Annotated in this window: 19 protein-coding genes; 17 read left to right on the top strand and 2 right to left on the bottom strand. The window is 68.3% G+C overall.

Features of this window, described 5'->3' with window-relative positions:
- Positions 1 to 11 precede the first annotated feature (11 nt).
- Together BMW87_RS11485 and BMW87_RS11480 are read left to right on the top strand one after the other, a co-directional pair.
- The gene (locus BMW87_RS11485; protein ID WP_256216728.1) at positions 12 to 1,775 is read left to right on the top strand and encodes an ATP-binding response regulator; all 1,764 of its coding nucleotides are present in this window, start codon (positions 12 to 14) and stop codon (positions 1,773 to 1,775) included.
- A 112-nt stretch (positions 1,776 to 1,887) separates the two neighbouring features.
- Positions 1,888 to 3,468: a CYTH and CHAD domain-containing protein gene (locus tag BMW87_RS11480; RefSeq protein ID WP_093076372.1), complete on the top strand. Its 1,581-nt coding sequence runs from the start codon at positions 1,888 to 1,890 to the stop codon at positions 3,466 to 3,468.
- Between the two features lie 28 nt (positions 3,469 to 3,496).
- On the opposite strand, the gene BMW87_RS11475 is transcribed toward BMW87_RS11480, so the two are convergent.
- Entirely contained in the window at positions 3,497 to 3,973 is a 477-nt protein-coding gene (locus tag BMW87_RS11475; protein ID WP_093055094.1) for an FKBP-type peptidyl-prolyl cis-trans isomerase, read from the bottom strand.
- Positions 3,970 to 4,932 carry a LysR family transcriptional regulator gene (locus tag BMW87_RS11470; RefSeq protein WP_093076370.1) on the bottom strand — a complete coding sequence of 321 codons (963 nt, stop codon included), beginning with the start codon at positions 4,930 to 4,932 and terminating at the stop codon, positions 3,970 to 3,972. Before BMW87_RS11470 ends, BMW87_RS11475 begins: the two co-directional genes overlap by 4 nt.
- Positions 4,933 to 5,019: 87 nt before the next feature.
- Here BMW87_RS11470 and BMW87_RS11465 point away from each other — a divergent pair, with 87 nt between their 5' ends.
- The 15 genes from BMW87_RS11465 (at position 5,020) to BMW87_RS11395 (ending at position 20,500) form a co-directional block, all read left to right on the top strand.
- Entirely contained in the window at positions 5,020 to 5,406 is a 387-nt protein-coding gene (locus BMW87_RS11465; RefSeq protein WP_093055498.1) for a DoxX family protein, read from the top strand.
- 31 nt (positions 5,407 to 5,437) lie between these two features.
- Positions 5,438 to 6,022 carry an NADPH-dependent FMN reductase gene (locus BMW87_RS11460; protein WP_093076368.1) on the top strand — a complete coding sequence of 195 codons (585 nt, stop codon included), beginning with the start codon at positions 5,438 to 5,440 and terminating at the stop codon, positions 6,020 to 6,022.
- A complete protein-coding gene (locus BMW87_RS11455; protein WP_093076367.1) occupies positions 6,019 to 6,876 on the top strand; it encodes a pirin family protein in 858 nt (285 codons plus the stop codon). Before BMW87_RS11460 ends, BMW87_RS11455 begins: the two co-directional genes overlap by 4 nt.
- Positions 6,877 to 7,142: 266 nt before the next feature.
- Positions 7,143 to 7,934, top strand: coding sequence for a class II aldolase/adducin family protein (locus tag BMW87_RS11450; RefSeq protein WP_093076365.1), 792 nt, complete (start codon positions 7,143 to 7,145; stop codon positions 7,932 to 7,934).
- Positions 7,935 to 8,012: 78 nt separating this feature from the next.
- Positions 8,013 to 9,581, top strand: coding sequence for an ABC transporter substrate-binding protein (locus tag BMW87_RS11445; protein WP_093076363.1), 1,569 nt, complete (start codon positions 8,013 to 8,015; stop codon positions 9,579 to 9,581).
- A gap of 19 nt (positions 9,582 to 9,600) precedes the next feature.
- Entirely contained in the window at positions 9,601 to 10,575 is a 975-nt protein-coding gene (locus BMW87_RS11440) for an ABC transporter permease (protein WP_093076361.1), read from the top strand.
- Positions 10,572 to 11,426: an ABC transporter permease gene (locus BMW87_RS11435; RefSeq protein WP_093076359.1), complete on the top strand. Its 855-nt coding sequence runs from the start codon at positions 10,572 to 10,574 to the stop codon at positions 11,424 to 11,426. Before BMW87_RS11440 ends, BMW87_RS11435 begins: the two co-directional genes overlap by 4 nt.
- 3 nt (positions 11,427 to 11,429) lie before the next feature.
- Entirely contained in the window at positions 11,430 to 13,082 is a 1,653-nt protein-coding gene (locus BMW87_RS11430) for an ABC transporter ATP-binding protein (RefSeq protein ID WP_093076357.1), read from the top strand.
- A complete protein-coding gene (locus BMW87_RS11425; protein ID WP_093076355.1) occupies positions 13,082 to 14,020 on the top strand; it encodes a 2-hydroxyacid dehydrogenase in 939 nt (312 codons plus the stop codon). The genes BMW87_RS11430 and BMW87_RS11425 overlap by 1 nt, the downstream gene beginning before the upstream one ends.
- Positions 14,021 to 14,075: 55 nt before the next feature.
- The gene (locus BMW87_RS11420; RefSeq protein ID WP_093076353.1) at positions 14,076 to 15,470 is read left to right on the top strand and encodes an aspartate aminotransferase family protein; all 1,395 of its coding nucleotides are present in this window, start codon (positions 14,076 to 14,078) and stop codon (positions 15,468 to 15,470) included.
- Positions 15,467 to 16,381, top strand: coding sequence for a DMT family transporter (locus BMW87_RS11415; protein WP_093076351.1), 915 nt, complete (start codon positions 15,467 to 15,469; stop codon positions 16,379 to 16,381). The genes BMW87_RS11420 and BMW87_RS11415 overlap by 4 nt, the downstream gene beginning before the upstream one ends.
- 13 nt (positions 16,382 to 16,394) lie before the next feature.
- Positions 16,395 to 17,135, top strand: coding sequence for a GntR family transcriptional regulator (locus BMW87_RS11410; RefSeq protein WP_093076349.1), 741 nt, complete (start codon positions 16,395 to 16,397; stop codon positions 17,133 to 17,135).
- On the top strand, positions 17,132 to 18,160 hold the full coding sequence (locus BMW87_RS11405; RefSeq protein WP_093076348.1) for a histone deacetylase family protein: 1,029 nt from the start codon (positions 17,132 to 17,134) through the stop codon (positions 18,158 to 18,160). The genes BMW87_RS11410 and BMW87_RS11405 overlap by 4 nt, the downstream gene beginning before the upstream one ends.
- Complete coding sequence (locus tag BMW87_RS11400; RefSeq protein WP_093076347.1) at positions 18,157 to 19,236, top strand: phosphotransferase; 1,080 nt, start codon at positions 18,157 to 18,159, stop codon at positions 19,234 to 19,236. Before BMW87_RS11405 ends, BMW87_RS11400 begins: the two co-directional genes overlap by 4 nt.
- Entirely contained in the window at positions 19,229 to 20,500 is a 1,272-nt protein-coding gene (locus BMW87_RS11395) for an aspartate aminotransferase family protein (RefSeq protein ID WP_093076346.1), read from the top strand. Before BMW87_RS11400 ends, BMW87_RS11395 begins: the two co-directional genes overlap by 8 nt.
- Positions 20,501 to 20,550: the final 50 nt, after the last annotated feature.

Genomic DNA, 20,550 nt, shown 5'->3' with positions numbered 1-20,550 from the left:
AGGTTGCCTAGATGAACCCGTCTCCCGCTCCTTCGCCCCTGTCTTCCAAGGCCGAATCCCAGATCCAGTTGCATCAGTTCATCACGTTGCAGAGCAACGTGCCCTTCATCGTCCTTGGCAGCCTGTTGGTGGCCACTGCACTGCTGTGGGTGATGAACGAGGTTATTCCTCTGGCCGTGCTGCTGGTGTGGAGCGGGTTGCTGGTTGGGCACGCGTTGGTGCGCCTGGCATGCTGGTGGTGGCTGCGGCACCAGAGCGTTACGGAAGCGGAGGTGGGCCGCCGGATTCATCTGCACACGGTCCTGTCGCTCGCCTCGGGATTGCTGTGGGCTGGTGGTGCTCTGTGCTTGCTCCAGTACGGCGACATTGAGCACCGCTTGCTGGTCACCCTCATGCTGGCCGGCATGGTCTCGAGCTCCCTGATTTCGCAGACGATCCATCTGCCGACCTTCCATGCCTTTTTCCTGCCCTGCGCGGTGAGTGCCGTCGCGGGCAACCTGATGCTTGGCAATCGCTTGTACCAGGCCGTCGCCCTGACGATTTTTGCCTATTCGCTGCTGGCGGTGCGCTTTGCCCGGACGCTCAACGACAAGCTGACCGAATCGTTGCGGGCTCGCTTCCAGATTGCTGACCTGGCCGAACGCCTGCATGTCCAGAAAGAAGCGGCCGAACAGGCAAACCTGGCCAAGTCGCGTTTCCTGGCCGCCGCAAGCCACGACTTGCGCCAGCCGATCCACGCCCAAGGCATGTTTCTGGACGTGCTGTCGCGTACCCCGCTGTCACCGTATCAAAGCGAGGTGTTGGTCAGCACCCAGTCGGCCTGGCGCGCCTCCAGCGACATGCTCAACACCCTGCTGGACTTTTCGCGCATCGAAGCCAGTGTCGTGCAGCCCCAGATACAACCCTTTCTCCTGCAAGACCTGCTCTACCAGATCGAGAACGACTTCGCTCCGCTGGCCGATGCCAAGGGGCTGGTCTACCGCTCGCGGGAAACCCGGCTTGCCGTGCAATCCGATGCCATCCTGGTCGGCATGGTGGTGCGCAACCTGGTCTCCAACGCCATCCGCTATACCCAGCGCGGCGGCCTGCTGGTTGGCTGCCGAAAACGCCGGCACACCGTGAGCGTCGAGGTGTGGGACACCGGCATAGGCATCGCGCCAGCCGACCAGCAAGCCATCTTTCGGGAGTTTCACCAACTGGGCAACCCCGAGCGCGACCGGCACAAAGGCCTGGGGCTCGGCCTGGCCATTGCCGACGGACTGGCGAGATCAATGGGCCATGGGCTGACCTTGTCATCCAAGCCTGAGCGGGGCAGCGTGTTCCGGCTGGAGCTACCCCTGTCGGTAGCACCCGTGCCGCCTCCGCGACAAAAAGGGCCGCAGTTGCAACCCATGCGGGTACTGGTGATCGACGACGATGCCGCTGTGCGCAGCGCCATGGCGCACCTGCTGCAAAGTTGGGGCTGCCCCTGCGACAACGCCGAATCCCTGGAGGAAGCACTGCCGCTGGCCCTGCAAAACCCCCCTGCATGCATCATCAGCGACTATCGACTGCGCGGGCCACGCACCGGGGCTCACGCCATCACTGAATTGCGTCAGCAATTGCATCGGCAGGGGGGGCGTCATACACCCGCCCTCATCATCACCGGCGACACTGCCTCGGAGCGCCTGCGCGAAGCCCTGGCCAGCGGTATTCCACTGCTGCACAAGCCGATCTCAGCCGAGCAACTGTACCGGGCGCTGGTGGAGTTGCAGACCGATGAGCAACCACGCTAAACCGGTTGTTCGCAATCGAGGAAGCCATCCCCGTGCTCGCAACGGTTGGCAAGGGCGGCGTGCCCCAGAGTACCCGATGCGACGTTGCGCATGAGAAAAAAGACGGGGCATCATGGCCGCCATGGAAATCGAGTTCAAGTTCTGCATTCCCGCCGGCCGCCTGAAGGCCGTCGAAGCCGCCCTGAAGCGTGGCGCCGTCGTGCGCACGCGCCTGCAGGCCCGCTACTTCGACACCGCCGACCAGCGGCTCGCCGCCGACGGCATGGTGCTGCGGCTGCGCAAGGAAGGCCGGCGCTGGGTGCAGACCGTGAAGGCCACCGGCGACAACGCGCTGCACCGGCTGGAGCACAACGTCGACCTGGGTACGGCTGCTGCGGCGCCGCAGATCGATCCGCAGCGCCATCAGGGCACGCCCGTGGGCGACCGGCTTTCGAAGCTGCTGGCCGAAGGGGGCGACGTGCCGCTGGTAGAGCGGCAATCGACCGACATCGTGCGGCTCACACGCGACGTGCGCGTCACCGGGCCCGGCGGCGCGGTGGTGGAGATGGCGCTCGACATCGGCAAGGTCGTCGCGCACGCGGGCACGCCCGAGCAGCGCGAATCGCCGGTGTGCGAGCTGGAGCTGGAACTTAAGCGCGGCGACGTGCAGGGCCTTGTGTCGCTCGCGCGGCGCTGGTCGCAGCAGCATGGGCTGTGGTTCAGCACCGTGTCGAAGGCGGAGCGCGGCGCGCGCCTGCTCGCGGCGCAGGAGACCGTCGAAGCGGCGAAGGCCGAAGCGCCACGCTTCGCCACGCAGCACCCCGACGGGCGAGCCGTGCAGCAGGCCGTGGTGGCATCGTGCCTGGCGCAGATGCTGCCCAATGCCAGCGAGATCGCCGCGGGGAGTGCCGATGAAGAGCAGATCCACCAGCTGCGCATCGGCATCCGCCGGCTACGCACGGCGTTGCGCGAGCTGCCGGAGCTGGGCCAGTTCGACACGGCCGAATGGGAGCCGCCGCTGGTCGACGCCTTCCGCGCGCTGGGCGCATTGCGTGATCGCGAACAGGTCGTGAAGCTCGCGCAGCCCCGGCTGCGCGAGGCGGGTGCGCCGGACTTCGATCCGCTGGCCGGCGGCGATACAGCGGCCAGCACGCTATCGCCCGGTGACATCGTGCGCGCCCCGGCGTTCCAGAACGTGCTCGTTTCGCTGATTGGCTTTACCGCTGCGAAGCCTGTGGAAGCCGCACCGGCGACCGTCGCCACCGAAGACAGCCCGGCAGTTCCTTCGGCACCCGCGCCCATCAACGCCAATGCCGTGCGCCGCCTGCTGCGCAAACGCCTGCAGCGCCTGCACAAACAGGTGCTGCGCGACGGTGAGCGCTTCGAGTCGCTCGATACCGAAAGCCAGCACCGCGTGCGCAAGCGACTCAAGCGCCTGCGCTACCTCGCCGAGTTCGTGGCGCCGCTGTTCGAGAAGGAAGACGGCAGCGCCGCCGCGCGCTACCTGAAGGCGCTGCGCCCCGCGCAGGATGCGCTGGGCGAGTTCAACGACGAGGCCGTCGCGCTCGCGCTGTACCGAGAGGCCACCGCGCGCGATGCGCGTGCGTGGTTTGCGGTGGGATGGTTCACCGCGCGGCATGCAGCCGGCGCGAAGGCCTGCCACAAGGCGCTGGCGAAGATCGAGGATGCGCCGCGGTTCTGGAAGAAGAACTGACCGGGCGGCCTAACGAACCGCCATCGCCTCAGTGATGGTGCCCGTGCGCCCCATGCACATGCCGGTGCTCGATCTCCACCGGCAGCGCCGCACGCACATCCGTCACCTGCAGGCTGAAGCGCAGCGCCTTGCCGGCCCATGGATGGTTGCCGTCGAGCAGCACGACCGGGCCCTTGATCTTCATGACGGTGAAGACATGCTCGGTGCCGTCGTCGAGCCGGCCCTGCAACTGGCCGCCGACCTTCACGCCCGGCGGAAAGTCGGTCTTGGGAATGCTTCGCACCAGCGTCTCGTCGCGCTGGCCGAAAGCGTCTTCGGGCGCGAGGTTCAGCACGGTCTGGTAGCCCTTTTCCTTGCCATCGAGGGCTTCCTCGATCTTGGGCAGCGTGTTCTCGTAGCCGCCATGCAGGTAGGCCATCGGCTCGGGGCTCGCTTCGATGAGCTTGCCCTGGGCGTCGGAGACCTTGTACTTGATGGTGACGACGGTGTCTTTTTCGATTTTCATGGGGTGGCATTTTCAGTGGAAACGAAAAGGCCCTGAGCCTTCCCGGAAGACGGCAGCTCCTGCAGCATGTCCATGTGGTCGAGCTTGCTCATCACCAGGTCGATGAAGGCCGACACCGCCAGCGGCAGGTGCTTGCGGCTCGGGTAGACCACGCTGAGCCCCCGGTCGGTGTACTCGTACTGCGGCAGCACCCGCACCAGCCGCCCTTCCTGTTCGTCGCGCGTCGCCATCGCCGGCGGCAGCTGCGCAATGCCCAGCCCGGCCAGCGCCGCCTTGCGCAGTGCCTGGGCGGTGTTGCCGGTGAACCGGCCGGTGACCTGCACTTCTTCTTCCACCCCCTCGGGACCCGTGAGGCGCCAGATCGTGTGGCCGCTGGGGTGCGGTGGCGTCACGCAGTCGTGGTCCGCCAGCTCCTGCAATGTTGTGGGCTCCCCGCGTTGCGCGATGTAGGCGGGGCTTGCCAGCAGGCCGCCGCTGCGGGTGGCCAGCCGCCGGCCGATGTACCCCGAATCGCGCAGCACACCGCCGCGGAAGGCCACGTCGATCTGCTCCGCGATGAGGTCGGCGGCCGCGTCGCTGAGCACGAAGTCGAGCTTCACCAGCGGATGCGCGGCCAGGAAGTCGGACACCCATTCCATCGGGAAGAAATCGAAAAAATCCGCCGGCGCCGCCACTCGTACGAGGCCGCTGGGCTCCTGGCCTCCGGCCACCAGCGCCTGCCCGGCCGCAGCCAGCCCGTCGACCAGCCCCGCGCACCGGTCATGAAAATCCTGCCCGGCGCTGGTCAGCGTCAGCTTGCGTGTCGAGCGCTGCATCAGCCGCGTGCCCAGTTGCGATTCGAGCTGCTGGATGCGCCGGCTCACGGTGTTGGGCGGCAAGCCCAGCCGCCGGGCCGCCTCGGCAAAGCTGCCGTGGCGCACCACCTGCACGAACATGGCGACGTCGTTGAGGTCGAACATGGCGGGTTGATTCCTTTAATTTTTGGATGAGTGCAATCCGACTCTACCGTCTAGTCGATCAATGGGTGCGTGCCTAACCTTATGCCCATGACTTCTTCATCTACTTCCTCTCCCATGCAGCGCCGCATCGTCTGGGGCGTTCGCATCCTGCTTGCGCTGGCTTTCGGCGCCGCCGGTGCTTCCAAGCTGGCTGGCGTGCCGCAGATGGTCCAGGTGTTCGACGCGATCGGCTTCGGCCAATGGTTCCGCTACGTGACGGGCCTGGTCGAGGTCGGCGGTGCGCTGCTGCTGCTCGTGCCTGCAACCGGCTTCTTCGGTGGCCTGTTGCTGGCCGCGACCATGGTCTGCGGCGTGGCCACGCACCTGGTGCTGATCGGCGGCAACCCTGCGCCGGCAATGGTGCTGGCGCTGCTGTCGGGCTTTGTCGCCTGGCGCCTGCGGCCCGTGTCCCGGCCGGCCGTCACAGCGGCCTGAACTCTTTCTTCAACTTTATTTGGAGTACCCCATGACCCAGCAACAACCCCGCGTCGGCATCATCCTCGGCTCGACCCGCGAAGGCCGCTTCGGAGAGAAGCCCGCGCAATGGATCCACGAGATCGCCAAGCAGCGCACCGACCTCGCCTTCGAGCTGGTCGACCTGCGTGACCATCCGCTGCCCTTCTTCAACGAGGCGGGCGCGCCGGCCTGGGGGCCGGTGAAGAATGAGGCCGCGCAGCGCTGGCAGGCCAAGCTGGCCACCTTCGACGGCCTGGTCGTCGTCACGCCCGAATACAACCACGGCCCGAGCGCGGTGCTGAAGAACGCGATCGACTGGGCCTACAAGGAATTCATCCGCAAGCCGATCGGCTTCGTAGGCTACGGCGGCGTGGGCGCGGCGCGGGCCGTGGAGCAACTGCGGCTGGTGGCGGTCGAGATGCAGATGGCGCCGGTGCGCAACGCCGTGCACATCGGCATGGTCGAGTTCCTCGGCATCTGGCAGCAGGGCAAGAGCTTCGACGACTTCCCGCACCTCGCGCAGTCGGCCACCGGCATGCTCGACGACATCGCCTGGTGGGCCCAGGCGCTGAAGACGGCGAGGGAGGCTGTATGACCACCGCTGCTGTCGAAACGCTGGCCCGCGCCATCGTCTACCGCACGCGCGGTTCGCAGCACGGCGGCATCGTGCGGCTGATGAGCCCCGGCGACCTGGGCGAGTTTCTCAAGCCCTTCGTGTTCCTCGACCTCTTCGGCTTCGACACCACGGGCGGCCACAAGGGCTTCGGCCTGCACCCGCACTCAGGCATTGCCACGCTCACTTACCTGATCGAGGGCGACACGCTCTACGAGGACACGACCGGCGAGCAAGGCACGCTGCTCGGCGGCGGCGTGGAGTGGATGCGCGCCGGCAACGGCGTGTGGCACACCGGCGGACCCGCGCCGGACGTGAAGCGCGTGCGCGGCTTCCAGCTGTGGGTGGCGCTGCCGGCTTCGGAAGAGAACGCGCCGGCGCAAAGCATGTACCTCGCGCCCTCGCAGGTGCCGCAGGAGGGCCCGGCGCGTGTGCTGCTCGGGCGCTACGGCGCGGCGCAGAGCGCCATCGCGGCACCGGCTCCGATCAACTACTTGGCCGTGCAGCTGAAAGACGGCGAACGCTGGAGCTACGTGCCGCCCGCCGGTCACACGGTGGGCTGGGTCGCGGTCAACGAAGGCGCGCTCGAGACGGGAGATGACAGGGGCGGCCCGATCGGCAGCGGCGAGCTCGCGGTGTTCGAGGAGTCGAGCGCGGTCATCGACTTCGTGGCCCGTGGCGACACGTCCTTCGTGCTGGGCTCGGCGGCGAAGCACCCGCACGAGCTGGTGATGGGCCACTACTCGGTGCACACCAGCCGGGCGACGCTCGACCAGGGCGAGGCCGAAATCCGGCGCATCGGCGCACGGCTGCGCCAGGAAGGGCGCCTGCCCTAGCACTCCATCGGTGCGCTTGGGCGCACGAACGACAGCCTCCAACCACGCCGGCGGCGCGCATTTTCGGGTGCGCGCCGCCGGCTTTTTTGTGTTCCGCCCTCTGAGCGGCACCGGTCTGGAGGGCCACCCAAGGGCTTACCCCATCACGCGGGCCCGCATATTGCTTAAGACTGTCGCTGGTTGACTGTCGACAGCTCGCAGTCAATCCGACGAACCCATCAACAAGGCAAGGCCCGCCCGGCCGGGCCTGTGGAAAGGAACGCGATATGCAACTGCACGCAGTGGACCGCAAGGCCCCGCCCGTCTCAGACGCCGAGCGCCAGGTCCGACAAGACCTGGCCGCGGCCTACCGGCTGGTGGCGCACTACGGCATGGACGACAGCATCTACACGCACATCTCCGCGCGTGTGCCGGGAACCGAAGACCAGTTCCTGATCAACCCCTTCGGGATGCTGTTCCGCGACATCACCGCCTCGTCGCTGGTCAAGATCGACCTGGAAGGCCGCATCCTCGACGACTCGCCCTACGACGTGAACCCGGCCGGCTTCACCATTCACAGCGCGGTGCACGCGGCGCGCCACGACGCGGCCTGCGTGCTGCACACCCACACGGTGGCGGGCGTGGCGGTGTCGTCGCTGGCCGGCGGGCTGCAGCCTTGCAACCAGTGGGCGCTGCAGTTCTATCAGCGCGTGGTCTATCACGACTTCGAGGGCATCGCGCTCGACCCCGAGGAGCGCGAACGCCTCGTAGCCGACCTGGGCCCCACGGCGCGCGCGCTCATCCTGCGCAACCACGGCTTGGTGACGCTGGGCCGCACGGTGTCGGAAGCCTTCATCCTGATGCTGAACCTGGAGCGTGCCTGCCGCGTGCAGGTGGCCATCCAGTCGAGCGGCCTGCCGGTGTACCCGGTGCCGGCCGAGGTCTGCGAAAAGACCGCGCAGCAGTACGAGGCCGGCGGCGGCAGCCACCTGCCCGGCCAATCCGACCCGAACGCGCGCGAATGGCGCGCGATGCTGCAGCGCATCGAGCCCGCACCGGCCACGTCGTTCCGCGACTGAGCCGCTACCCCCCGCTTTCCCCTCCCGTCCCCCTGACCCTGTCCACCACCTCGAAAGAGCCAGAAGGAGTTCGCCCTCATGAAACGTCGCAACCTCATCCAGATGGGTGCCGCTGCCACCGCCGGCCTGACGCTGGCCGGCGTTCCCCTGCATCTTCTGGCCGCGGGCAGGAAGGGCGGCGTGATCAACGCCGTCGTCCAGCCGGAGCCGCCGGGGCTGATGCTGGGCATCACGCAGAACGGCCCCACGCAGATGATCTCCGGCAACATCTACGAAGGCCTGCTGCGCTACGACGAGAAGATCACCCCGCTGCCCTCGCTGGCCACCGCGTGGACCGTCAACAAGGAAGGCACGCTCTACACCTTCAAGCTCAAGCCCGGCGTCACCTGGCATGACGGCAAGCCCTTCACCTCGGCCGACGTGGTGTTCTCGGCCGACGTGTTCCTGCGCAAGACGCATGCGCGCCTGCGGGCCAATCTGGCTGCGGTGGAAAGCATCCGCGCGGTCGATCCGCTCACCGTCGAGTTCAAGCTCAAGTACCCCTTCGGCCCCTTCATCGGCATCTTCGAGGTCGGCAGCATGCCGATGATCCCGAAGCACATCTACGAAGGCACCGACTTCGCGACCAACCCCGCCAACGCCACGCCCATCGGCACCGGGCCGTTCAAGTTCAAGGAGTGGGTCAAGGGCTCGTACATCCAGCTCGTGGCCAACGACAAGTACCACGTGAAAGACGTGCCGCTGGTCGACAGCGTCTACTTCCACGTCATTCCCGACGCGGCCTCGCGCGCCGCGGCCTTCGAATCGGGCAAGGTCGACCTGGTGCCCGGCGGCGCGGTCGAGTACTTCGACGTGCAGCGCCTGTCCAAGCTGCCGGGCGTCGCGGTCACCACCAAGGGCTGGGAGTTCTTCGCGCCGCATTCGTGGCTGTGGCTGAACAACCGCAAGGCGCCGATGGACAACGTCAAGTTCCGCCAGGCCGTGATGTTCGCCATCGACCGCGAGGCCATGGCCAAGATCGCATGGCAGGGCTTCGCCAAGCCCGCCACCGGCCCCTTCAACAGCAACATCAAGTTCTACAGCACCGACGTCGCCAAGTACCCGCGCAACGTGGAAACGGCCAAGAAGCTGCTGGCCGAATCGGGCTACAAGGGCGAGACGCTGCGGCTGCTGCCGCTGCCCTACGGCGAGACCTGGTCGCGGCAGGCCGAGATCCTGAAGCAGAACCTGGCACAGGCCGGCATCAAGGTCGAGATGACCGCCACCGACGTGGCCGGCTGGAACCAGCGCCTGAACGACTGGGACTACGACCTCGCCTTCACCTACGTCTACCAGTACGGCGACCCGGCGCTGGGCGTGGCGCGCAACTACACCACCGCCAACATCGCCAAGGGCTCGCCCTTCAACAACGTCGAGGGCTACTCCAACCCGAAGATCGACGAGCTGTTCGATTCCGGTGCGCGCGAGACCGACCCGGAAAAGCGCAAGGCCATCTACCTGCAGGCGCAAAAAATCCTGCTCGACGAGGTGCCCGTGGCCTGGCTGCTGGAGCTCAACTTCCCCACGCTCTACCGCACCAAGCTCAGCAACATCGTGAGCTCGGGCATCGGCCTCAACGACAGCCTCGGCAACGCAAGCGTCGGCTGACGCGCGGAGTGACGACCGAATGAAACGTACGCAGTTCATGTTGACCCGCGTGCTGCAGGGCCTGGTGGCGATCCTGCTGATTGCGACGGTCAACTTCATGCTGGTGCGCGCCGCGCCGGGCGATCCGGTGTCGGTGCTGGCCGGCGAGGCCGGCGCGTCCGACCCGCAGTTCGTGGCGCAGCTGCGCGCGCAGTTCGGGCTCGACCAGCCGCTGTCGACGCAGCTCGCCACCTACGTCGGCAAGGTGGTGCGGCTCGACCTCGGCTACTCGTACCGCCAGCAGCAGCCGGTGCTGAAGCTCATCATGGACCGGCTGCCCGCCACGCTGCTGCTCACCGGCACGGCCTTCGCGCTCTCGCTGCTCTTCGGCATCACGCTGGGGGCGCTGTCGGCGCGGCGCGCGGGCACGTGGGTCGACAGCGCCATCACCGTGGTGGCGCTGCTGTTCTATGCCACGCCGCTGTACTGGCTCGCGCTGATGGCGGTGCTGGTGTTCACGGTGCAGCTCGAATGGCTGCCGGGCTTCGGCCTCATGACCGTGGGCTCGGGCCACACCGGCTTCGCGCTGGCGCTCGACGTCGCCAAGCACCTGGTGCTGCCGGCACTCACGCTCGCGCTGTTCTACATGGCCGTCTACGCACGCATGACGCGCGCTGCGATGCTCGAGGTGGCGCAGATGGACTTCGTGAAGACCGCGCGCGCCAAGGGCGTGAAGCCCGGCCGCATCCTGCGCGCGCACGTGCTGCGCAACGCGCTGCTGCCGGTGGTCACGCTGGCGGGCATCCAGGCCGGCGGGATGATCGGCGGCGCCGTGCTCACCGAGACCGTGTTCGCCTGGCCCGGCATCGGCCGCCTGATGTTCGACGCGCTGCTGCAGCGCGACTACAGCCTGCTGCTCGGCGCCTTCCTGGTGACGGCGGCGATGGCAGTGCTCTTCAATCTCATCACCGACCTGGTCTACACCCTGGTCGATCCGCGGATCGAGCTGACATGACGACGACGATGCAAAGCGATTTCTGGCGGCGCTTTCGCCGCAACAAGGGCGCCGTGGCCGGCATGGTCGTGCTGCTGATCGTGGCAGCCGTTGCACTGCTCGGGCCGTGGCTCGCCACCAACGACCCGTGGGCCATGGTCGAGCAACCCTTCGTGCGCCCCTGGACCGAGCCCGGCTTCCTGCTGGGCACAGACACGCTCGGTCGCGACATCCTCGCGGGCCTGGTCTACGGCGCGCGCATTTCGCTGTTGATCGGCGTGGTGTCGACCATCGTGGCGCTGCTGATCGGCGTTACCTTCGGCGCAATCGCGGGCTACTTCGGCGGCTGGATCGATGCCGCGCTGATGCGCTTCACCGAGCTGTTCCAGGCGGTGCCGAGCTTCGCGCTGGCCATCGTGCTGGTGGCGATCTTCGAGCCTTCGATCAAGTCCATCGTCGTGGCCATTGCCATCGTTTCGTGGCCGCCGGTGGCGCGCCTCGTGCGAAGCGAGTTCCTCACGCTGCGCCAGCGTGACTTCGTGCAGGCCGCGCTGCTCGCGGGCCAGTCGACGCCGCGCATCATCCTCACGCAGATATTGCCCAACGCCATGTCGCCCATCATCGTGATGGCCTCGCTGATGGTGGCCACGGCCATCCTGCTCGAAAGCAGCCTCAGCTTTCTGGGCCTGGGCGATCCGAACCAGATGAGCTGGGGCTACATGGTCGGCGCCGCGCGCACCGTGCTGCGCCAGGCCTGGTGGATGGCGCTGTTCCCGGGGCTGGCCATCGTGCTGACCGTGCTCGCGCTCAACCTCGTGGGTGAAGGCCTGAGCGACGGCCTCAACACGCGGCTGCACGGAAGGGGCAAGTAAGAAATGAACGCCACCGTGACGCCCATGAAACCCCTGCACCCCGTGCTCGACATCGTCGACCTGAGCATCTCGCTGCCCTCGGGCGCCGACCGCGCGCTGGCCGTCGAGGGCGCCACGCTCTCCGTGCTGCCGGGCCAGACGCTGTGCGTGGTCGGCGAGTCCGGCTCGGGCAAGTCGATGATCGCCAACGCCGTCATGGGCCTGCTGCCGCGCCCGCACGTGGCGCCGGTGGCGGGCCGCATCATGTTCGAGGGCCACGACCTGCTGCAGCTCACCGAGCCGCAGATGCGCGAGCTGCGCGGCCGGCGCATCGGCATGGTGTTCCAGGAGCCGATGACCGCGCTGAACCCGGTGATGCGCATCGGCGAGCAGATCGGCGAGGTGTTCGACGCGCACGGCAGTGTGCCCGCGGCCGAGAAGCGACGCCGCATCCTTGCGGCGCTGGCCGACGTGGGCCTGCCCGACCCCGAACTGCTGATCGACGCCTACCCCTTCCGCCTCTCGGGCGGCCAGCGCCAGCGCGTGATGATCGCCTGCGCGCTGGTGCTGGAGCCCGTGTTGCTGATCGCCGACGAGCCCACCACCGCGCTCGACGTGACCACCCAGGCGCAGATCCTCGCGCTGATACGCGAGCTGCAGCAGCGCCGCGGCACGGCAGTGCTCTTCATCACGCACGACTTCGGCGTGGTCAGCGAAATCGCCGACCACGTGGTGGTCATGCAGACCGGCCACGTGGTCGAGAGCGGCCCGGCCGCGCAGGTGCTCGGCGCGCCGCAGCACCCCTACACGCGCAAGCTCATCGCCGCCATCCCCGACGGCCAGGCGCAGACCGTGCCGCACGACGACCTCACGCGCGTGCTGCAGGTGCAGGACTTGTGCAAGACCTACCGTTCGAGTGGCGGCCTGTTCAAGCGCGGCCGCGCGGTGCAGGCGGCAAAGGACATCAGCTTCGAGCTGCACCGCGGCGAAACCTTGGGTCTCGTGGGTGAGTCGGGCTCGGGCAAGTCGAGCGTCGGGCGCTGCCTGGTGGGGCTCGCGCCTTTCGACAGCGGCCGCATCATCTTCAAGGGCCGTAATCTCGCGCAGGGCCGCAACTTCCGCAGCGCGGCGGCCGGCAAGATCCAGATGGTGTTCCAGGATCCGTACGCATCGCTCAACCCGCGCCACCGCGTGGGCGCAGCCATTGCGGGCGGGCCCATCGCGCAGGGCGTGGGCAAGGCCGAGGCAATGGCGCGGGCCATGGAGCTGCTGCAGCTCGTGGGCCTGGGCGCCGATGCGGCGCAGCGCTATCCGCACGAGTTCTCGGGCGGGCAGCGCCAGCGCATCGGCATTGCCCGCGCGCTCGCGATGCAGCCCGAGCTGCTGGTGGCCGACGAACCCGTGTCGGCGCTCGACGTGTCGGTGCAGGCGCAGGTGCTGGAGCTCTTCGCGCAGGTGCGCGCGCAGTTCCAGCTCGCGATGGTCTTCATCACGCACGACCTGCGCGTGGCCGGGCAGATGTGCGACCGCATCGCGGTGATGCAGCGCGGCGAGGTGGTGGAGTACGGCGAGACGCAGAAGGTGCTCAACGATCCGCAGCACGCCTACACGCGCAAGCTGATCGACGCCGTGCCGCGCCTTGCGCCGCAGGCCGACATGTCCGCGAAGGTGGCCTGATGCCTTGCGTTGCGCTCCTGAGCGATGTGCTCGACATGCACTACCTGGCGCCCGCTTTTCGCGAGCATTGCCCCGACATCGATTTGCGCCTTGGGTCCGACCTCGGCCCGCTCGACCAGATCGATGCGGCCGTCTGCTGGTTTCCGCCGCATGGCCTGCTGGCGAGCCTGCCGCAGCTGCAGCTGGTGCAGTCGCTGGCAGCGGGCGTCGACCACATCACGGCCGACCCCCGGCTGCCGCGCGCGCTGCCGCTGTGCCGCATCGTCGATCCGGAGATGGCCACGGGCATGAAGGCATACGTGTGCTGGGCCGTGATCCAGCACCAGCGGCAGATGCCCGCGTACCTTGCGAGCGCGGCCCGGCGCGTGTGGGAAGAGCAACCGATGAGCCCGCCCGGGCGCCATCGTGTCGGGATCGCGGGGCTCGGCACCCTGGGGCTGGCCTGTGCCGAGGCGCTGGCCGCCATCGGCTATGCGGTGCGTGGCTGGAGCCGCAGCGCCAAGGCCGAACTGCCGGCCGGTGTCACGGGCTTTCACGGCGATGCGCAGCTCGACGAATTCCTCTCGGGCTGCGACACGCTGGTGTGCCTGCTGCCGCTCACGCCGCAGACGCAGGGCTTCCTGGACGCCGACCTGTTCGCGCGGCTGCCGCGTGGCGCGCACCTGGTCAACGTAGGGCGTGGCGCGCATCTGGTCGAAGCCGACCTGCTGCGCGCGCTGGACCTCGGCCAGCTCTCTGCCGCCACGCTCGACGCCTTCACGCAGGAGCCGCTGCCGGCCGACCACCCCTTCTGGGGCGACCCGCGCATCCTGGTCACGCCGCACATCGCCACCCGCACCGACACCTCTGTGATCGCGCGGCAGACACTTCACAACCTCGCGCTCGTGCAGCGCGGCGAGCGGCCCCACACGGCCGTCGACCTCGACCGGGGCTACTGAGCCGCGAGGTTTTCTTCTCTATCGCAATTCAAGCAAGAAAAACGGAGCAGGCCCCATGAACGCATCGATTCCCAACGCCGCCCTGCAATCGGCACACGCCGAGCGCGCGGCGAACGACATCGCGGCCCATCTGCACCCCTTCACCAACCTCGCGGCGCATCCGCAGGTCGACCCGCTCGTGATCGAGCGCGGCGACGGCATCTACGTGCAGGACGACCAGGGCCGCCGCTACCTGGAGGCCATGTCGGGCCTGTGGTGCGTCTCGCTGGGCTTCAGCAACGAGCGCCTGGCCAAGGCCGGCAGCGAGGCGCTGCACACGCTGCCCTGCTATCACACCTTCAACCACCGCTCGAACGCAGCCGCCATCGCGCTGGCCGAGAAGCTGATTGCGATGGCGCCGGTGCCCATGTCCAAGGTGTTCTTCGCCAACTCGGGTTCGGAGGCGAACGACACGGCCGTCAAGCTCGTTTGGTACTACCACAACGCCATCGGCAAGCCGGCCAAGAAGAAGATCATCGCGCGCCGCAATGCGTACCACGGCGTCACCGTGGCGGCGGCCAGTCTGAGCGGGCTTGTTCCCAACCACCGCGACTTCGACCTGCCGATCGACCGCATCCTGCATGTCGACTGCCCGCACCACTACCGCTATGCCGAGCCCGGCGAAACCGAAGAAGCCTTCGCCACGCGGCTGGCCGATGCGCTGGAGCAGCGCATCCTGGCCGAAGGGCCCGACACCGTGGGCGCCTTCATCGCGGAGCCGGTGATGGGCGCGGGCGGCGTGCTGGTGCCGCCGGCCACCTACTTCGAGAAGGTGCAGGCCGTGCTGCGCAAGTACGAGGTGCTGCTGATCGCCGACGAGGTGATCTGCGGCTTCTGCCGCACCGGCGAGATGTTCGGCTCCACCACCTTCGGCCTGCGGCCCGACATCCTCACGGCCGCCAAGGCGCTGTCGTCGGGCTATGTGCCGATCTCGGCCGTCATGGTGTCCGAGCAGGTGCATGCGGCCGTGGCCGCCAACAGCGGAAAGATCGGCACCTTCGGCCACGGCTTCACCTACTCGGGCCATCCGGTGACCGCCGCGGTGGCGCTCGAAACACTGCGCATCTACGAAGAGGAAAAGGTGCTCGCGCATGTGCAGTCGCTGGCGCCACAGTTCCAGGCTGGCCTGCGCCGCTACGCCGGCCATCCGCATGTGGGCGAGGTGCGCGGCGTGGGGCTGATCGGCGCGATCGAACTCGCAGCTGAGCCGGCTACCCGCACGCCGTTCGATCCGGCGATGAAGGCCGGCGCGCGGCTGGCCGAGCTTGCGTTGCAGGAAGGCCTGATCGTGCGCGCCATGGGCGATGCCGTGGCCTTCTGCCCGCCGCTGATCATCACGCCCGCGCAGATCGACGAGATGTTCGAACGCTTCGACCGCGCGATGGCCCGCTTCGAGGCTTCGCTGGCGTGAACACAGCGAACGCCGCAGTGCTGTTGCGACCGCCTGGCTCCAGGAGCACCGGCGTTGCGCTGTTCTTCTGCGCGCTGATGGCCTTTGCGAGCTACGACGCCTTCTGCAAGCACATGCTGCAGTTCTACCCGGCGCCGTTCATCAACCTGATGCGCTACCTGTCGGTGATCTGCATTGCCTTTGCCATGCTGCTGCGCCATGGTGACCTGCGCATCTGGCGGGCGCCGCAGAAAAAGCTGCTGCTGCTGCGCGGCACGATGCTCGCGACGGTGGCCACCTGCTTCATGACGGCGCTGATCTGGATGCCGCTGGCCGAGGCCACCGCGATCTACTTCACCGCGCCGCTGCTCATGGTGGCGCTGTCGCCCTGGCTGGTCGGCGAACAGGTGCAGCGCAGCCGCTGGGTGGCGGTGAGCGTGGGCTTTGCCGGCATGCTGCTGATCGTGCGGCCCGGCGGCAACCTGCCCTGGGTGGGCACGGTGCTGATGGCGGTGTCGGCCGTCTGCTATGCGATCTTCCAGCTGCTCACGCGCCGCCTCGCGGGGCTCGTTGAAAGCCCGGTGCAGTACGCGTACACGGCGATCGTGTGCCTGGTGGTGACGGCCGTGCCGGCACCCTTCTTCCTGCCGGCCGAGCGGCCCGCCGCCGGTGCGGTGTTGCTGCTGCTTGCGGGCGGCGCGTGCAGCGGGCTCGCGCAATGGCTGCTGCTGGCCGCCTTCGAGCGCGTCGAGGCCGCGACGCTGGCGCCGCTCAACTACTTTCAGCTGCTGCTGGCGGTGGCCTTCAGCACCTTCTGGTTCCACAGGCCACCCGATGCGCTGGCGATGGCGGGCATTGCGCTGATCATGGCGGCGGGCGTGTACCTGGCGCGGCGGCCGATCAAGAATAAGAACCCGATCCCTCTCACATGACGAGACAAACACCATGGCTTTTTCTTCTTCCACTGCCGACAGCGCCGGCTTCGAGTCCGTCGAGGCGCAAGACCTCGTCGGGCTGGTCGAAGCGCAGCTGACGCGCGCGATCGTCGAAGGGCGCCTGGCGCCCGGCAGCCGCATCGTCGAGGCCGAGATCGCACGCCGCATGGGCGTGAGCCGCGCCCCGGTGCGCGAGGCCGCGCGCCGGCTCGAACGGCAGGGCGTGCTGGTCGCGCGGCCGCGCCACGGCTTCGCGGTGCGCACCATCAGCGTCCAGGAGATCGACGACCTGTTCGAAGTGCGCCTGAGCCTCGAGATGACATCCGTCGAACTGGCCTGCCGCAAGGCCGACGACGCCGGGCTGCAGCGCCTGCGCACGCTGGTCGACGGCATGGTGCGCGAGGCGCCCACGCAGCCGCAGCACGTGCGCATCGCGACCGACCTGGCTTTTCACACGCTGATCTGCGAGCTCTCGGGCAACGCGCACCTGCACCGCATCTTCTCGAACACGCAGACCGAGATGCAGATGATCATCGCGCTGATCGACGCGGTCTACCACGACCCCGAGACCATGGCCAACACGCACTACCCGATCGTCGATGCGCTGATGAGCCGCGACGTCGATGCCTCGCGCCTGGCCATGCGCGAGCACCTCGACGACGCATGGCAGCAGGTGCGCGCGCTGTTCGTGAAGCAGCACGGCACGGTTTCTCCATCTACCCCGACTCCGACGCAAGGACCCGCGCGATGAAGATCGTCTACAGCGACGCCCACAAGGACCACGACCCGCAGCTCTTCATGGTGCGTGGCCGCCTGAAGCGCAGCAACGAGCAGCCCGAGCGCGCCTTCCGCCTGCTGTCGGCGGTCGAGCATGACGGCCACGAGGTCATCGCGGGCGAAGACTTCGGCGCCGGCCCGCGCGCCGCGATCCACACGCCCGAGTACCTGCGGTTCCTCGAGACGGCCTATGCGCGCTGGCGCCTGCTCGACGACCCCTCCGACGAGGTCATGCCCAACATCCATCCCTTTCCGGGAGAGCCCTGCACCTACCCGGAGAGCGTGGTCGGGCAGGCCGGCTACCACATGGGCGACAACGCCTGCTCCATCGGCCCGCACACCTGGGCAGCGGCCGTGGGCTCGGCCCACGTGGCCACGCATGCGGCACAGCTGGTGCTGCAGGGCGAGCGCGCGGCCTATGCGCTGTGCCGCCCGCCGGGCCACCACGCGTACGCGGACCGGGCCAACGGCTTCTGCTACCTGAACAACACGGCCATCGCCGCGCAGCAGCTGCGCGCGGCGCACGAGCGCGTGGCGATCCTCGACATCGACGTGCACCATGGCAACGGCACGCAGGGCATCTTCTACCGCCGCGCCGACGTGCTGACGATCTCGCTGCACGGCGATCCACGCAACTTCACGCCCTTCTTCACCGGTTACGCGCACGAGCGCGGCGAGGGCGCGGGCCTGGGCTACAACATCAACAAGCCGCTAGCGCTGGGCACCGACATCGATGGCTACCTGCCTGCGTTGCGCGATGCCTGCGAGAGCATTCGCGCCTTCGCGCCCGGCGCGCTGGTGGTGGCACTCGGACTGGACACGCACGAGCGCGATCCCTACAAGGGCATGAAGATCACCACGCCGGGCTTCGCGCAGCTGCTCGCCGAGATCGCGCGTCTGGGCTTGCCGACCGTGCTGGTGCAGGAGGGCGGCTACCTCTGCGACGACCTGGGCCCCAACCTCGCCAGCGCGCTGCGCGGCTTCGCGGGCGCCGCATGACGGCAGCGGACGGGTTCGACGATGCGGAAGTCTTGAGCGAAGGCTCGCCCGAACTCGACGCCGAATGGGTGCGCGCGTTCGCGCTGCGCCATTACGGCATCGAGGGCGAGATGCGGCCGCTGACCGGCGAGCGCGACCGCAACTACCGCCTCGAATCGGCGCTGACCGGCGAGCGCTTCATGCTGAAGATCTCGCACCCGAGCGAAACACCGCTGGTGGCGGACTTCCAGACCCAGGCGCTGCTGCACATCGCGGCGGCCGACGCGGGGTTGCCGGTGCAGCGCATCGTGCCCACGCGCGAGGGCCAGCCCTCGCTGCTGTGCGATCCGGGCGACGGTCTGCCGCGCGTGGCTCGGCTCTTCAGCTATCTGCCGGGCCTGCCCTTGCCCGAAGCGCCGCGCACAGCCGCGCAGCAACTGAACCTGGCGCGAACGCTGGCCCGGCTCGACCTCGCGCTGCGCGACTTCGACCATCCGGCCGGCGCGCTCGCGCTGCCCTGGGACATCCAGCGCGCCGACAGCGTGCGCGGCCTGCTCGCGCACATCGGCGATCCGCAGCGGCGCGCGCTGGCCGGGCGCTCGCTCGACCGCTTCGAGCGCGATGCAAAGCCCGTGTTGGCGGGCCTGCGCACGCAGCCCATTCACAACGACTTCAACATCTACAACGTGCTGGTCGACCCCGCCGACACCGACCGCATTGCCGGCATCCTCGATTTCGGTGACATGGTGCGCGCGCCGCTGATCGACGACCTGGCAGTGGCCGCGGCCTACCAGCTCGATCCGGCGGGCGATGCGCTGGCCGGCATCGTGCCCTTCATTGCCGCGTACCACGCCGTGCTGCCGCTGACGCGCGAGGAGGTCGACGTGCTGTTCACGCTGATCACCGCGCGGCTCGTGATGGTGGTGGCCATCAGCGGCTGGCGCGCCGCGCGCCACCCCGACAACGCGGCCTACCTGCTGCGCAACAACGCGCTTTCGTGGGCCCGCCTGCAGGCCTGCGACCGCATCGGCAACGAAGCCGCAAGCACCGCCTTCCGGCGCGCCTGCGGCATGAACCAGAGTCACGCAAATGCCTGAAGAATCGCTCCTGGAGCGCCGCGCGCGGCTGCTCGGCCCGGCCTACCGCCTGTTCTACGAAGCGCCGCTGCATCCGGTGCGCGGCGAGGGCGTATGGCTCGACGACGCCGACGGCAAGCGCTATCTCGATGCGTACAACAACGTCGCGTCGGTGGGGCATTGCCATCCGCACGTGGTGGAGGCCATCGCGCGGCAGGCCGGCGTGCTCAACACCCACACGCGCTACCTGCACGAGGGCGTGCTCGACTACGCCGAGCGGCTGCTCGCCACCATGCCGCGCGAGCTCGGCCATGCGATGTTCACCTGCACCGGCAGCGAGGCCAACGACCTCGCGATGCGCATCGCCAAGGCCCACACCAAGGCCGAAGGGCTGATCGTCACGCGCTTCGCGTACCACGGCGTGACCGAGTCGATCGCGCAGGCCTCTCCCTCGCTCGGGCGCTTCGTACAGCTTGGCCGTGCGGTGCGCACCGTGCCGGCGCCGGACAGCTATCGCGTGCCGGCCGGGGAGCAGGGCGCGGCGTTTGCGGCCGGTGTGCGTGCAGCGATTGCCGACCTGCAGGCTCATGGCATTCGGCCTGCCGCGTTGATGGTCGACACGGTGTTCTCGAGCGACGGCATCTTCACCGACCCGGCGGGCTTTCTCACTGAGGCGGTGGCGGCGATCCGCGAAGCCGGCGGCATCTTCATCGCCGACGAAGTGCAGCCGGGCCTGGGCCGCACCGGCGATGCCTTCTGGGGCTTCATGCGCCACGAGGGCCTGATGCCCGACATCGTGACCATGGGCAAGCCGCTGGGCAACGGCCACCCGCTGGCCGGGCTGGCGGTGCGCCCTGATGTGCTGGCCGCGTTCGGCCGCGAGTGCCGCTACTTCAACACCTTCGGCGGCAATCCGGTGTCGATGGCCGCCGGCATGGCCGTGCTCGACGTGATCGAGCGCGAAGGCCTGATGGCCAATGCGCAGCGCGTCGGCCGCCATCTGCGCGCGGGGCTCTCGAAGCTTGCCGAGCGCCACGAGTTGATCGGCGACGTACGCGGCGCGGGCCTGTTCGTGGGCCTGGAGCTCGTGACGGACCGTCGCGCGCGCACGCCTGCCACAGCCGAGACCGTGCGCGTCGTCAACGGCCTGCGCGAGCGGCAGGTGCTGCTGAGCGCTACCGGTGAACATGCCAACACGCTGAAGATCCGCCCGCCGCTGGTTTTCTCCGAAGCCAATGCCGACCTGCTGATCGGCACGCTGGACGAAGTGCTGGCCGGGCTTTGACCCGCTGCCATGGCGGCAAACGCCGCCTTGCGCCAGAATCGTCCGCCTCC

Source organism: Variovorax sp. OV084, from assembly GCF_900111625.1.
GTDB lineage: Bacteria > Pseudomonadota > Gammaproteobacteria > Burkholderiales > Burkholderiaceae_C > Variovorax.
The sequence above is the reverse complement of the archived record's forward strand: the minus strand, read 5'-3'. Positions and strand labels throughout refer to the sequence as shown.

What these genes read in the sequence shown, in the direction of transcription:
- BMW87_RS11485 (WP_256216728.1), top strand. Translation starts at nt 12, where the DNA reads ATGAACCCGTCTCCCGCTCCTTCGCCCCTGTCTTCCAAGGCCGAATCC.
- BMW87_RS11480 (WP_093076372.1), top strand. Translation starts at nt 1,888, where the DNA reads ATGGCCGCCATGGAAATCGAGTTCAAGTTCTGCATTCCCGCCGGCCGC.
- BMW87_RS11475 (WP_093055094.1), bottom strand. Translation starts at nt 3,973, where the DNA reads ATGAAAATCGAAAAAGACACCGTCGTCACCATCAAGTACAAGGTCTCC.
- BMW87_RS11470 (WP_093076370.1), bottom strand. Translation starts at nt 4,932, where the DNA reads ATGTTCGACCTCAACGACGTCGCCATGTTCGTGCAGGTGGTGCGCCAC.
- BMW87_RS11465 (WP_093055498.1), top strand. Translation starts at nt 5,020, where the DNA reads ATGACTTCTTCATCTACTTCCTCTCCCATGCAGCGCCGCATCGTCTGG.
- BMW87_RS11460 (WP_093076368.1), top strand. Translation starts at nt 5,438, where the DNA reads ATGACCCAGCAACAACCCCGCGTCGGCATCATCCTCGGCTCGACCCGC.
- BMW87_RS11455 (WP_093076367.1), top strand. Translation starts at nt 6,019, where the DNA reads ATGACCACCGCTGCTGTCGAAACGCTGGCCCGCGCCATCGTCTACCGC.
- BMW87_RS11450 (WP_093076365.1), top strand. Translation starts at nt 7,143, where the DNA reads ATGCAACTGCACGCAGTGGACCGCAAGGCCCCGCCCGTCTCAGACGCC.
- BMW87_RS11445 (WP_093076363.1), top strand. Translation starts at nt 8,013, where the DNA reads ATGAAACGTCGCAACCTCATCCAGATGGGTGCCGCTGCCACCGCCGGC.
- BMW87_RS11440 (WP_093076361.1), top strand. Translation starts at nt 9,601, where the DNA reads ATGAAACGTACGCAGTTCATGTTGACCCGCGTGCTGCAGGGCCTGGTG.
- BMW87_RS11435 (WP_093076359.1), top strand. Translation starts at nt 10,572, where the DNA reads ATGACGACGACGATGCAAAGCGATTTCTGGCGGCGCTTTCGCCGCAAC.
- BMW87_RS11430 (WP_093076357.1), top strand. Translation starts at nt 11,430, where the DNA reads ATGAACGCCACCGTGACGCCCATGAAACCCCTGCACCCCGTGCTCGAC.
- BMW87_RS11425 (WP_093076355.1), top strand. Translation starts at nt 13,082, where the DNA reads ATGCCTTGCGTTGCGCTCCTGAGCGATGTGCTCGACATGCACTACCTG.
- BMW87_RS11420 (WP_093076353.1), top strand. Translation starts at nt 14,076, where the DNA reads ATGAACGCATCGATTCCCAACGCCGCCCTGCAATCGGCACACGCCGAG.
- BMW87_RS11410 (WP_093076349.1), top strand. Translation starts at nt 16,395, where the DNA reads ATGGCTTTTTCTTCTTCCACTGCCGACAGCGCCGGCTTCGAGTCCGTC.
- BMW87_RS11405 (WP_093076348.1), top strand. Translation starts at nt 17,132, where the DNA reads ATGAAGATCGTCTACAGCGACGCCCACAAGGACCACGACCCGCAGCTC.
- BMW87_RS11400 (WP_093076347.1), top strand. Translation starts at nt 18,157, where the DNA reads ATGACGGCAGCGGACGGGTTCGACGATGCGGAAGTCTTGAGCGAAGGC.
- BMW87_RS11395 (WP_093076346.1), top strand. Translation starts at nt 19,229, where the DNA reads ATGCCTGAAGAATCGCTCCTGGAGCGCCGCGCGCGGCTGCTCGGCCCG.